The organism is Streptomyces sp. TP-A0874, from assembly GCF_001748085.1.
GTDB lineage: Bacteria > Actinomycetota > Actinomycetes > Streptomycetales > Streptomycetaceae > Streptomyces.
The window spans coordinates 324,507-336,657 of sequence record NZ_BBZK01000006.1; the positions used below are offsets into that span (position 1 = coordinate 324,507).

Here is a 12,151-nt window from a genome sequence, read left to right on the forward strand (position 1 = left end):
GGCGACCGGTCCCGCAACACCGACGACACGACCCGCCGAATATCGGATTTCCAGGGCGCTCGCCCATGTGATTGCTATCTTCCTCTCTCAGTGAGTGACAGTCGGATACGGCCGTTCAGTCATCACCCGTGGATTCCATGGCCCCCAACTGAGAGGCTCCGCTCGGGAAGGCCCCTACGGCTGTACCGGGTGGAATTCGACAGAGACCCCGCGCCCCTCCTCCCCCGGCTTCCCGCCCCGGTCTTCGACCGCGATCGGTACAGCCTGCCGGACGGCCTGACGGCTCGTTTCGGTGTCACCGGTGTTCCGGGCGCCGCCGCGCCTCGGCCGGACCTAGCCCGAACAGCTTCAGGGACTGATGCCAATGGGTGGTAATTCGTTTCTCTTCCCATTGGGTTCGTTGAAAGGAATGTCCAACCGGACGACAGAAAGGAATCGCAGAATGAAGCGCATCACCCGCATCACCGCGCTCACCGCCGCCAGCTTCGCCCTCACATTGGGTGGCGCCGGCGTCGCCGCCGCCCTGGACGGGCACGGCCACCACAGGCAGGGCGCCACGGCCGAGGGCATCGCCGCCCACTCGCCCGGCTTCCTGAGCGGCAACCTCATCCAGGTGCCGGTGAACGTGCCGATCAACGTCTGCGGCAACACCGTTACGGTGCTCGGTCTGCTGAACGGCTCCGCCGGGACCCACTGCTCCAACTGGTGACCGCCGAGCGGTGAGGCCGGGGCCGGCGGGGACTCTCCGCCGGCCCCGGTCGGTTTCCTCCCCGTGGACCAGAGCGCGCGGCGTCGGATACCCCGCCTCGTCAGGCGGAGGGCGCCCACCCCGGCCACAGCGGGCCGTCAGCGTGCGCCCCTGGAGTCACCAACGGACGCTCCGGTGGCCCGCCGGCGGGAGGCCGATGGTCGGCGAGGTCTGGACCCCGCGCCACCGCCACCGTCTCGGCGAAGCCGGCAACCGATAAAGTGCGCCCATGACCGTGTCCCTGAGGGCCGTGGCCGGGTGGCTGCGGTCGGCCGTAGGCCCGATGCGCCTGTGGCTCGCCCCGCAGCGGATCCGGGACCAGGGCGAGACACCGGACTACCGTTTCTCGTTGGCGAACGAGCGCACCTTCCTGGCCTGGCTGCGCACTTCGCTGGCGCTCATCGGCGGCGGTTTCGCGGTCGCCCAGTTCCTGTCCGGTCTTCATGAGATCGTGCGGGTGGCGTTGGCGGCGCTGCTGGTGGGCGGTGGTGCGACCTGCGCGGTGCGGGCGGTCAACCACTGGGTCCGGTGCGAACTGGCCATCCGCCGGGGCGAGGACCTGCCACCCAGCCGTTTTCCCGCCGTCCTGGCGATCGGTGTGGGTCTGTTGGCGGTGGCGATGATGCTCGTCACGATCGCGGGGCCGACCGGCGGATGAGCGCCCCGACCCGGGACCCCGGGCTCCAGCCCGAGCGCACCCGGCTGGCCTGGCGCCGCACCACCCTGTCGGCGGCGGTCGTCGGTGCCCTGGCCGTGCGGCTGGTGACGGAACACGGGAACGGGGCGCGGGGTCTGGCCGCGGTCTCCCTGGTGGGGCTCGCCTGGCTCGCCCTACTGCTCCTCGCGCACTTCCGGATAAGGGCGCTGACCTCGGTCCGGCCACCCCTGCTGTCGCCGCGGACCGCCTTCGCGGCAGCGGGCTGTGTGTTCGCCCTGGCCGCCTTCGGCGTGATCGCCCTGGTCTGAGCCGCCCTGCCGGACGCGGCACGTCAGCGCCGTGCGCTGATCCACCGGTAATCGCAAGACACCCCTTAGCCTGACAGGGTCGGCCCAGGACGGACGGAGCCAAACACCGGCAGGCTCCTCCGGGGCGGGAGAACGGCCGCTGCTGACAGCCGGCCGGCGAGGACAGCGAGGTTCGCATGACTTCGGACGACCGGCGACCACCACCCCGCGGCGAGGCGGCCGACGCGCCACTGGTCGTCGTCCTCGGGGTCTCCGGATCGGGGAAGACCACGATCGGGGTGGCGCTGGCCAACCGGCTCGGCCTGCCGTACGCGGACGGCGACAACTTCCACTCTCCGGCGAACATCGCCAAGATGCGGGCGGGCACCCCGCTGGACGACGAGGACCGCTGGCCCTGGCTAGACGCCGTCGGCACATGGCTCGCCCGGCACCGCGCGACCGGCGGGGTGGTCTCCTGCTCCGCCCTCAAGCGCCACTACCGCGACCGCCTCGCCACCGCCGCTCCCGGTGTCTTCTTCATCCACCTGGACGGCTCCCAGCAGTTGATCTCGGACCGGCTCGGGCAACGCAGGGGCCACTTCATGCCGCCGGGCCTGCTGCAGTCCCAGTTCGCCGACCTCGAACGGCTGGCGTCCGACGAGCCGGGGGCCACCGTCTCCATCGAGGCGACCCCGCACGAGACGGTGGACCGGGCGCTTCTCGCGCTGCACCAGCGCTGAGCCCCGCGGGCGCCGGCGACCGGGCATACCGCGCACGGCGCGGCCCTCCCCCCGTGGCCCGGAGGTGCCGGCTCGGCCGGGGCGGTGTCAGCGTCCCCTGCACAGGTACCGAGCCCGGCTCGGGGCAGATCGGGCCGGAGAGCGCGGGGCCGGCGGTGGTCGTACCCGGGAAGCGGTCCGGAAGGTGCCATCGCACGGCCATTCCCCGGGAACCGGCGGCGGGTTAGCTTGCGGGGGTACACCGCCATCCCCGGGTGCGCTCGGGCCCGGGGCGACCAGTGAATCCGGAGATCCCGTATGAGGCTGTCCCGAAGGAACCTGCTCGCTGTGACTGGGGCGATCGGCGCGTCCACCGCGGCTTCCGCCGCCACGGCGTTCGCCGCGGCCGGCGGGCCCGGGCACGGCGCCCCGCCCGCCCGGTCCCGCCGGCGGGTGAGCACGGGGTTCGAGAGGTTGGCCGCGCAGGGCTACCGACCGCTCGCCGGCGAGCGGGTGGGCATGGTGACCAACCCCACCGGCGTCACCGCGGACGTGCGCCACATCGTGGACGTGATGCACGCCGACGACCGGGTGAACCTGACGGCGGTCTTCGGACCGGAGCACGGCTTCCGCGGCACCGCCCAGGCGGGCGGCTCCGAAGGCCGCTACGACGATCCGGCGACCGGCCTGCCGGTCTTCGACACCTACCTCAAGAGCGGTCAGGAACTCGCGGACGTCTTCACCGAATCCGCTGTGGACACCGTCGTCTTCGACATCCAGGACGCGGGGGCCCGCTTCTACACCTATATCTGGACCCTCTACGACTGCATGGTGGCCGCCGTGCTGGCGGGCAAGCGCTTCGTGGTGCTGGACCGCCCGAACCCGGTGACCGGCAGGGACGCCTACGGGCCCGTCCTCGACCGGGAGTTCGCGACCTTCGTCGGCCGGGAGCCGATCTCCCAGGCGCACGGTATGACGGTCGCCGAGCTGGCGCTGCTGTTCAACGCGGAGTTCGTGCCGGAGGCGGCCGGCGGCCGGGCGGTGGAGCTGGACGTGGTGCGGATGTCCGGCTGGCGCAGGAACGACTTCTTCGACACGACCGGGCTGCCGTGGGTGCCGCCGAGCCCCAACATGCCGACCCCGGACACCGCCCTCGTCTACCCCGGCACCTGCCTCTTCGAAGGGACCAACCTCTCCGAGGGACGCGGCACCACCCGCCCGTTCGAGCTGCTGGGCGCGGCGGGGATCGACCGCCGCTGGGCGGAGGCGGCGAACGGACTCGGCCTGGCCGGGGTGGTGTTCCGGGAGGCCTACTTCGAGCCCACCTTCTCCAAGTTCGAGGGCGAGACGGTGGGCGGTGTGCAGCTCCACGTCCACGACCGGGAGGCGTTCGACCCGGTGCGCACGGGGATCGGACTGCTCGTCACCGCCAAGCAGGTCTGGGACGGTTTCGCGTGGCGGGAGGACAACTGGATCGACAAGCTGACCGGCTCCTCCCGGGTCCGGACGATGATCGACGCCGGTGCGGACACGGACGAGGTGGTCGGCGGCTGGCGGCAGGAGCTGTCGGCCTTCCGCAAGTTGCGGCGCAAGCACCTCCTGTACCCCTGAGGTACCGCGGTCCGGCCCCCGCGGAGGGGCCGGACCGCACACCCCACCGGTTCGCACTCCAATTCGAGGGAGCCGATCCGCCACCGGATACGTCCATTCCACATCGCCGGGAATGCGAGCCGACGGAGGTGGAGGCGATGGCCGGTTTCAGAAGTCTCGCGGAACAGGTACGCGACCCAGAGGTCATCATCGAGCAGCGGCGGACCGCGCTGCGCAAGTGCCTGGAGAAGTTCGCGCCCTACGGACACCGCGCGACCTGGCATCATCTGTGCGGGCGGGCCGGGATCGCGACAGCGGACCGGCGGCCCGACCCGGCGCGTCTGGTGGCGGCGCTTGAGGAGTTGGAGGCGGCCCGGGAGATCTGGCTCGCCTACGACGAGGAGTTCGCGGTACGGCGCAAGCGCGAGAAGTTCTACGGCATCCGGCAGCCCAGCGCCATCGACGACTGGCACCGCCGCACCTGGGGCGGGTACGGGGTGGCCTGGTGCGACGACCCCACGGTCCACCCCACGGCGCCGCTGGCCGAGGTGCTGCGGCGGATGATCTCCGCTTTGGAGTCGCAGCCGGGGGCGGTCTGCCCGGTCTGCCGGGAGCACGACATCGAGTGGCGCGGCGGACTGTGCCACTACCCCAGCGCGGGGCCGGTCTGCCGGAACTGCGGCATCGTCGTGCCGGCGCCGGTGCTCACCCCCAGGGCACTGGCGGCGACGAAGCGGCCGAGTCGGCCGCTCCTGGCCGCGGCGTGATCTGAACGAGGCCGGCCGGGCAGCGCGATGCCTCCGGCTGGGCGTGGAAGGCGGTGTTCCGGGGTTTCGGCCCACGGCACACCGCCTTCGGCGCTCCTCTGGCGCAGTTCTCCGGCGAGTGGCGTTGAGGAGCAACTGCCAGGTCAGGTGCTGAGAACGGATCGGTAGCGGTGGCCGGCTCTCCCGAGCGGTGTGCGGACGGCTGTCAGGTAGACCGCCAGGAACCCCAGAAGGCAGCACAACGGAGCCCAGCCCCGTAGCCGTGTCGTCCGCGTCGGGCCGCGGGCGGCCGCCGTTCCCGGGACTCGGCCGGGATCCGGGGGCGCGGAGCAGGTCGAGGGGTCTCCCGGGGTCATGGTTCTCTCTGTCCTCGTGGGGGCGGTGGGTGTTTCTTGAGGGGGTTCGCTCACGCGCCGCTCCGGGCGCGGGGAGGTGGGGCGGAGCGGCCCGGCCGGTCCGGGGGCCTCCGCTCCTACTCGAGGAGCGCGGCCAGGAGCGGCCGGGATACGCCTCGGCCAGGCAGGCCAGCAGTTCCTCCCCCTGCCGGGAGCGGTAGGACTCGGGATAGGCCGCAAGCAGCAGACGGTTCATGCCGGGGCCGCTCCGAGACCCCGCGAGCGTCCGATGACGACGGCTGCTGCCTGCTGCATCCGCAGCGCCTCCCGGTCGAGCACCGCGGCGCCGTCCTCGGTGAGTCGGTAGTAGCGCCGAGCCCGCCCGTCCACGGTCTCCTCACGGTCGGTGGCCACCAAGCCGGCCCGCTCCAGCCGCTCCAACGCGCCGTAGAGGGTGCCCACGGCGATCCGGAGCCGCCCGTCGGTGGCCTGCTCGGCGGCCTTGATGATGCCGTAACCGTGCAACGGTCCGTCCATCAGCGCGGCGAGGATGAAGTACTGGGGTTCGGTCAGGGACGGGTTACGTCGTCTCATGCACTCGAGCATATATCGACGCACGATATATCTGCCCTGCGAAGGAGTATCCACGCCCGAGGGCCGTCATCGGTACGGCCCCGACCTCGACGCGTCCCGGCGATCGAGCGCCGGCGCGGGAGGCGTTGCCGGGCGCCGGTAACCGTCTGACATCGGACGATGCCTCTCCGGGCCGCTCGAATGCCAAGCTGATAACGGCTGGCGAAGTGGTCTCCCCAAGGCTTCCCCGAGATCGATGAACGTTGTACCGTCCCCGCGACGCGGCAGTTCATCCACCCTCGACACCCCCACCGTCCGACGCTCGTAAACGCCGCGCGGAGGTACCGCATGGCCCCGCCCCTCGTCCCCGCCGTACTCGAACGCTCACGCAGCGTCGCACCGGCAGGTTGGAGTCGCTGGCTCGTGCCGCCGGCCGCTCTCGCCATTCACCTGGCGATCGGCCAGGCCTACGCCTGGAGCGTTTTCAAACCCCCGCTCGAGGGATCGCTCCAGCTCTCCGGCACCGCCTCGGCACTCCCCTTCCAGCTGGCGATCGTGATGCTCGGGCTCTCCGCCGCCTTCGGCGGGACCCTCGTCGAGCGCAATGGCCCCCGCTGGGCGATGTTCGTCAGCACCGTCTGCTTCTCCACCGGCTTCCTCATCTCCGCGCTGGGCGCGGCCACCGGGCAGTACTGGCTGATCGTGCTGGGGTACGGCTTCGTCGGGGGCATCGGCCTGGGCATCGGCTACATCTCACCGGTCTCCACGCTCATCAAGTGGTTCCCCGACCGGCCGGGCATGGCCACCGGAATCGCGATCATGGGCTTCGGCGGTGGCGCGCTGGTCGCCTCGCCCTGGTCCAGCCAACTGCTGAAGTCCTTCGGCAGCGACGCCTCCGGTATCGCGGAGACCTTCCTCGTCATGGGCGTCGTCTACGCCGCCTTCATGACGCTCGGTGTGCTCCTGGTGCGGGTGCCGCCGGAAGGCTGGCAACCGCCCGGGCAGCAGAAGGCGGCGAAGCCGAACGCGATGGTGACCACCGCCCAGGTGTCGGCCCGCAACGCGCTGCGCACCCCGCAGTTCTGGTGCCTGTGGATCGCCCTGTGCATGAACGTGACCGCCGGCATCGGCATCCTCGAGAAGGCCGCCCCGATGATCACGGACTTCTTCTCCGGCACCTCCGTACCGGTCAGTGCCACCGCGGCCGCCGGATTCGTCGGGCTGCTCTCACTCGCCAACATGCTCGGCCGCTTCGTCTGGTCCTCCGCCTCCGACCTGCTCGGCCGGAAGAACATCTACCGGATCTACCTGGGCGTCGGCGCCCTGCTCTACCTGGCCATCGCGTCGATGGGCGACTCGGCCAAGCCGCTGTTCATCCTCTGCGCCGCGATCATCCTCTCCTTCTACGGGGGCGGCTTCTCCACCGCGCCGGCCTATCTGAAGGACCTCTTCGGCACCTACCAGGTCGGCGCCATCCACGGTCGGCTGCTCACCGCGTGGTCGACCGCGGGTGTCCTCGGCCCGCTGATCGTCAACGCGGTCGCCGACTCCCAGAAGGAGGCCGGGCGGACCGGTGTCGACCTCTACACCACGTCCTTCTACATCATGATCAGTCTGCTGGTCATCGGCTTCATCGCCAACGAGTTCATCCGCCCGGTGCACTCCCGCTACCACGAACCGTCGGTGGCGACCGAGCCCGCATCGGAGCCCGCGGCCAAGGGAGCGACCAAGTGACCGAACCGAACACCTCGGCGCCGCCCGCCGCCGCCCCGGACCGCCGTCTGCTGATGACCGTCACCTGGCTCTGGGTCGGCCTCCCGTTCTGCTACGGCGTCTACGAGCTCATCCTCAAACTGAAGTTGATGTTCACCGGCTGACCGCCGCGGTACCGCGCCGGGGTCCGACGGACCGGAGGCGGGGCCACGCCCGACCGGTGTGGCGCCCCGCCTCCGGTCCATGGGGCGTGTTGACAGGGCCCCGCACCGGCAGCATGCTGAGCAACCGCTTAGAGTTCCCTCGTGGCACGGGCGCTCGCCCGGCCCATGGGTGATCGGGGCGGGACCGGCTGGGCCCGCCGGACGGGCAGGAGGCGGAGAGATGGCGGAACCACGGGTCTTCGGATCGCCGGACGAACTGCGGTCGGCTGTCGGGGAACAACTGGGCACCACCGACTGGCTGGAGATCGACCAGCAGCGCATCGACCGGTTCGCCGAGGCGACCGGCGACCACCAGTGGATCCATGTCGACCCGAAACTGGCCGCCGACGGCCCCTTCGGCACCACGATCGCCCACGGCTACCTGACACTCTCCCTGCTGCCCGCCTTCGTCCCCCAGCTGCTGCACGTGGAGGGCGTGCGCATGGGCGTGAACTACGGCGTCAACAAGGTCCGTTTTCCCGCCCCCGTGCCGGTGGGTTCGCGACTGCGCGCGTCGGCTGTGGTCACCGAGGTCGCCGAGGTCACCGGCGGGGTCCAGCTGACCACCAAGGTCACCGTGGAGCGCGAGGGCGGCGAGAAACCGGTCTGTGTCGCGGAGAGCGTCAGCCGCTTCTACCTCTGACCTGCCGGGCGGCCGGGGTTCCGGCGCTGGGAACCTCCCGCCCCCGCCCGGTCAGGTGGGGCCTCAGCGCTGCGCGCCGACCATCCGCAGCACCAGATCGGCGTAGAGATCGCCGACCTCCTCCGGTGTCCGGTGCCCGCCCGCCTTGAACCAGCGGGCGACGTCGATGCAGAGGGAGAGCACGGCGAGCGTGGTGCCGCCGATGTCCGGCACATCGAAGTCACCGGCGGCCACACCGTCCTGGATGATGGAGCGAACCGCTCCGTCCGTGCCTCGGCGCAGCGCGACGATCTCGGCGTAGTGCTCCTTCCCCAGGGCGCCCAACTCGTACTGGACCACCCGTGCGGTGGTGTGGTGCTCCGCGTGCCACCGGACGAACTCGCGCACCGCCCGCACCAGCCGTTCGGCCGCGGTCCCGCCGTCGTTCGCCGCGCGCTCCACGATGTCGAGCGCGAGCCGGTGGCCGACGCCGCTGATCTGGTAGAGCAGCGCTTCCTTCGTCCTGTAGTGGATGTAGAGGGCGGCGGGGCTCATACCGGCCCGAGCCGCGATGTCCCGGGTGGTCGTGGCGTGGTAGCCGCGTTCGGCAAAGGCTTCTACCGCCGCGGTCACCAACCGCCGCGCCGCGTCGGGTGTGACATCGGCCCAGGCCTCGGCCCGCTCGCCCCGGCCTGCCCGTTCCCCCTGATCGGACTGTCCCCGCTGGTCGGCCCGCTGCCGCTGCTCGGCGCGGCTCGCCTCGCTCTCCATCATGCGCCCCGTTCCTCTGGCCTCGGCACTCTCCCCGCTGGCAGGGGAACACCCTACCGCGCGGGTGAGCAAGCGCTTAGGGTGCGGACGGCCCACCCGGGCAGCGTTGGGCCGCCGCGGCCGGGGCGTTCGGCAACCTGCGCCCACCGGAGCGACGCCCCGGCCAAGCGCGGGGACGGAGCCTCAGACCCTCTCCCTCTGGCTGTGCTCGGAGGACGGCGAACGGCCGACCACCGGACTCCGCCGCCCGGGGCCCCCAGCGGTACGGCGCCGTGGACCGGCCGCCGCGGCGGCGGAGAAGAGCAGCAGCAGGCCGAGCATCAGGAACGGGGCCGCCGTGCCGCCGATGCCGGCCAGCACACCCGCCGAGGCGGGGGCACCCACCTGTCCGAGGCGGTTGCCGGTGAGCCGCAGCGCCAGCGCGGTGCTGCGCGCGCTGTCCGGCGCCGCCTGGACGACCGTGGTCATGGAGAGCGGTGTCCCGACCCCGAGGCAGAAACCGAAGCCGGCCAGCACCACGCAGAGCACCCACAGCGGCAGTGGCGCGGCCAGGGCGGCGCAGAGCAGCGCGCCGGCGAGACAACTCGCGGAGAGCAGGACGGTCCGACCGAGCAGCCGGATGAGCGGTGACACGGCGAGCCGGCAGGCGATGGTGGCGGCCGCGCGCAGGCTCAGCAGGAGGCCGACGGTCGTCGGCGGGATGCCTCGCTGTTCGCCGACCACCGGCAGGTAAGCGGTGAGGATGTCGGTGGCCGAGAGCACCGAGAGGCTGACGAAGATGCCGGAGGGCACCCCCGGGGTGCGCAGGATCCGATGGACCGGCACCCGGGCGGTCGCCGCCGCCTCCCCGTCGTCCGGACCGTTCCCGCGGCCCCCGGTTCCGCCGGGGGTGTCCCGGGACCGCCGGTGTTCGATACGCCAGAGGGCGGTGAGGGCGAAGGCCGCGACGAACGCCGAGACGATCAGCGCCAGCGCGCTGGAGCCGCCCATGGACGCCTCGTCCTCGGAGATCAGCAGGCCGCCCGCGATCGGGCCGACGAGCTGGCCGAGGGAGGCGCCGACGGTGAAGTAGCTGAAGTTCCGGTCCTGCTCGGCAGGGGCACTCTGCCGGGCCACGATGCTCTGCCCACCGACGACGAAGGCGAGGTGGCCCAACCCCATCACCCCGCTCCAGGCAGCCATACCCACCAGGGAGTCCGCGCTCCCGCTGGCGGCGCAGCCGAGGACGAGGAGCAGGACGCCCGCGGGGAGCAGGGGCGCGCAGCGGCCGCGGTCGGTGTGGCGCCCCAGGGGGACGGCGGCGAACAGCGGCAGCAGTGCGTAGACGGCGGTGATGATGCCGATGGCCCGCGCGTCGGCGCCCAGCGCCAGGGCGCGGTAGGAGACGGCGGGGCGGGCCATGCTCACCGCGCCCTGGGCGAAGGCGAAGGCGATGACCAGACGCAGCAGCCAGCCCCTGCCCGGTTCCCGGGACATCAGGCGCTACCGGACGGCAGGGGCGGGGCGGCGTCGAAGAACAGGCTGTGGTTGCACATGGGATGGCTGGTGGTCTCGGATCTGTGTCGGCTGGTCCGCTGGTCCGCGGACGGGTCCGGGACCTGCTACGACGGATGACTCCGCCGCTCTCCCCCGACCCTACCCCCCGCCTCCGAAGCGGCCGGTGTCGCGTTTGCGGTGGTCGGGTGGGGGGAAGTCCCGGTCCACTCCTCCGAGGGGACGCGTGCCCGGCGGCGGCCTCGTTGACGTCCCTTCACCTCCATTCCTATGCTTATGCAGAGGAATCGGCGGACGGTGGGAGTGGGAGCATGAGCGACGCGGGTACCGGGCAGGCGCGGAAGACCGCGGAGGGGTTGGAGTACCTCTCCGGCTTCGACAACGAGCACTCCTCCGAGGCGGTCCCGGGCGCGCTGCCCATCGGCCGCAACTCGCCGCAGCGCGCCCCGCTCGGCCTGTACGCCGAGCAGTTGAGCGGGACCGCCTTCACCGAACCGCGCCATCTGAACCGGCGTTCCTGGCTGTACCGGATCCGCCCCTCGGCGGCGCACCCGCCCTTCGTCCGCGCCGACAACGGCGCCCTGCGCTCGGCGCCGTTCACGGAGACCGACCCGGACCCCAATCGGCTGCGCTGGGATCCCCTGCCGGAACCGGCCGCCGGCACCGACTTCCTCACCGGTCTGTGGACCCTGGGGGGCAACGGCGACGCCCGGCAGCGCTCCGGCATGGCCATCCACCTCTACGCCGCCAACGCCTCGATGACCGACCGGGTGTTCTCCGACTCCGACGGCGAGCTGCTGATCGTGCCGGAGCGGGGCGGGCTGCTGCTGCACACCGAGTTCGGCCTGCTCCGGGTGGAGCCGGGCCATGTGGCGCTGATCCCGCGCGGGGTCCGTTTCCGGGCCGTCCTCCTGGACGGCACCGCCCGCGGCTACGTGTGCGAGAACTACGGCCGGCCGTTCGTCCTGCCGGAGCTCGGGCCGATCGGCGCCAACGGCCTGGCCGCCGCCCGGGACTTCCTCGCGCCCACCGCCGCCTACGAGGACCGCGACGGGCCGATCGAGGTGGTCAACAAGTTCTGCGGCAACCTCTGGACCGCGGTCTACGACCACTCGCCGCTCGACGTCGTCGCCTGGCACGGAAGCCATCTGCCCTACGTCTACGACCTGCGCCGGTTCAACGTGCTGGGCAGCATCAGCTACGACCACCCGGACCCGTCGATCTTCACCGTGCTGACCTCCCCGTCGGACACCCCGGGGCTGGCCGGCGTGGACTTCGTCGTCTTCGCCCCGCGCTGGCTGGTGGGCGAGGACACCTTCCGCCCGCCCTACTTCCACCGCAACGTGATGAGCGAGTACATGGGCCTGATCGAAGGGGCGTACGACGCCAAGTCCGCCGGTCCCGGCGGCTTCGCACCGGGCTGCGGTTCGCTGCACAACATGATGTCGGCGCACGGTCCGGACCGGGAGACGTTCGACCGGGCGAGCGCAGCGGAGCTGAGGCCGCAGAAGATCGACGACGGCCTGGCCTTCATGTTCGAGACCCGCTGGCCGGTGACGGCGACCTCGCAGGCCCGCTCGGCCGACCACCTGCAACCGGAGTACGACCGGGTGTGGCAGGGTCTGGAGCGGAACTGGCAGCCTCCGGGCGACGGCATCGGCGGCTGACGCA

The 12,151-nt window shown here is 71.8% G+C and carries 13 protein-coding genes; 10 read left to right on the plus strand and 3 right to left on the minus strand.

Annotation, left to right across the window (positions count from 1 at the left end):
- Positions 1-442: 442 nt before the first annotated feature.
- The 6 genes from BGP73_RS11925 (at position 443) to BGP73_RS11950 (ending at position 4,769) form a co-directional block, all read left to right on the plus strand.
- Positions 443-709, plus strand: coding sequence for a chaplin (locus BGP73_RS11925; protein WP_069814260.1), 267 nt, complete (start codon positions 443-445; stop codon positions 707-709).
- Between the two features lie 268 nt (positions 710-977).
- Positions 978-1,406 carry a YidH family protein gene (locus BGP73_RS11930; RefSeq protein WP_170837816.1) on the plus strand — a complete coding sequence of 143 codons (429 nt, stop codon included), beginning with the start codon at positions 978-980 and terminating at the stop codon, positions 1,404-1,406.
- Complete coding sequence (locus BGP73_RS11935) at positions 1,403-1,714, plus strand: DUF202 domain-containing protein (protein ID WP_069814261.1); 312 nt, start codon at positions 1,403-1,405, stop codon at positions 1,712-1,714. The genes BGP73_RS11930 and BGP73_RS11935 overlap by 4 nt, the downstream gene beginning before the upstream one ends.
- Before the next feature lie 176 nt (positions 1,715-1,890).
- Positions 1,891-2,433: a gluconokinase gene (locus BGP73_RS11940; RefSeq protein ID WP_069814262.1), complete on the plus strand. Its 543-nt coding sequence runs from the start codon at positions 1,891-1,893 to the stop codon at positions 2,431-2,433.
- Between the two features lie 297 nt (positions 2,434-2,730).
- Positions 2,731-4,023, plus strand: a complete 1,293-nt coding sequence (locus BGP73_RS11945) for an exo-beta-N-acetylmuramidase NamZ family protein (RefSeq protein WP_069814263.1) — start codon at positions 2,731-2,733, stop codon at positions 4,021-4,023.
- Positions 4,024-4,160: 137 nt separating this feature from the next.
- Positions 4,161-4,769, plus strand: a complete 609-nt coding sequence (locus BGP73_RS11950; RefSeq protein ID WP_069814264.1) for a hypothetical protein — start codon at positions 4,161-4,163, stop codon at positions 4,767-4,769.
- 587 nt (positions 4,770-5,356) lie between these two features.
- Here BGP73_RS11950 and BGP73_RS11955 read toward each other — a convergent pair.
- Complete coding sequence (locus BGP73_RS11955) at positions 5,357-5,698, minus strand: PadR family transcriptional regulator (RefSeq protein ID WP_069814349.1); 342 nt, start codon at positions 5,696-5,698, stop codon at positions 5,357-5,359.
- A 327-nt stretch (positions 5,699-6,025) separates the two neighbouring features.
- Here BGP73_RS11955 and BGP73_RS11960 point away from each other — a divergent pair, with 327 nt between their 5' ends.
- The 3 genes from BGP73_RS11960 to BGP73_RS11965 all read left to right on the plus strand — a co-directional run bounded on the left by BGP73_RS11960 (position 6,026) and on the right by BGP73_RS11965 (position 8,236).
- Positions 6,026-7,411, plus strand: a complete 1,386-nt coding sequence (locus BGP73_RS11960; protein ID WP_069814265.1) for an L-lactate MFS transporter — start codon at positions 6,026-6,028, stop codon at positions 7,409-7,411.
- Positions 7,408-7,554, plus strand: a complete 147-nt coding sequence (locus BGP73_RS23090; protein WP_170837817.1) for an MFS transporter small subunit — start codon at positions 7,408-7,410, stop codon at positions 7,552-7,554. The genes BGP73_RS11960 and BGP73_RS23090 overlap by 4 nt, the downstream gene beginning before the upstream one ends.
- 220 nt (positions 7,555-7,774) lie before the next feature.
- Entirely contained in the window at positions 7,775-8,236 is a 462-nt protein-coding gene (locus BGP73_RS11965; protein ID WP_069814266.1) for a MaoC family dehydratase, read from the plus strand.
- Between the two features lie 63 nt (positions 8,237-8,299).
- Here the strand turns inward: BGP73_RS11965 and BGP73_RS11970 are convergent, their stop codons facing one another.
- Positions 8,300-8,989 (minus strand): TetR/AcrR family transcriptional regulator, encoded by a 690-nt coding sequence (locus tag BGP73_RS11970; RefSeq protein WP_244501169.1) that lies wholly within the window; start codon positions 8,987-8,989, stop codon positions 8,300-8,302.
- A gap of 180 nt (positions 8,990-9,169) precedes the next feature.
- Positions 9,170-10,462, minus strand: coding sequence for an MFS transporter (locus BGP73_RS11975; protein WP_069814267.1), 1,293 nt, complete (start codon positions 10,460-10,462; stop codon positions 9,170-9,172).
- Positions 10,463-10,791: 329 nt separating this feature from the next.
- Between BGP73_RS11975 and hmgA the strand changes: the two genes are divergently transcribed.
- Entirely contained in the window at positions 10,792-12,147 is a 1,356-nt protein-coding gene (gene hmgA, locus BGP73_RS11980) for a homogentisate 1,2-dioxygenase (RefSeq protein ID WP_069814268.1), read from the plus strand.
- The last annotated feature ends 4 nt before the right edge of the window (positions 12,148-12,151 follow it).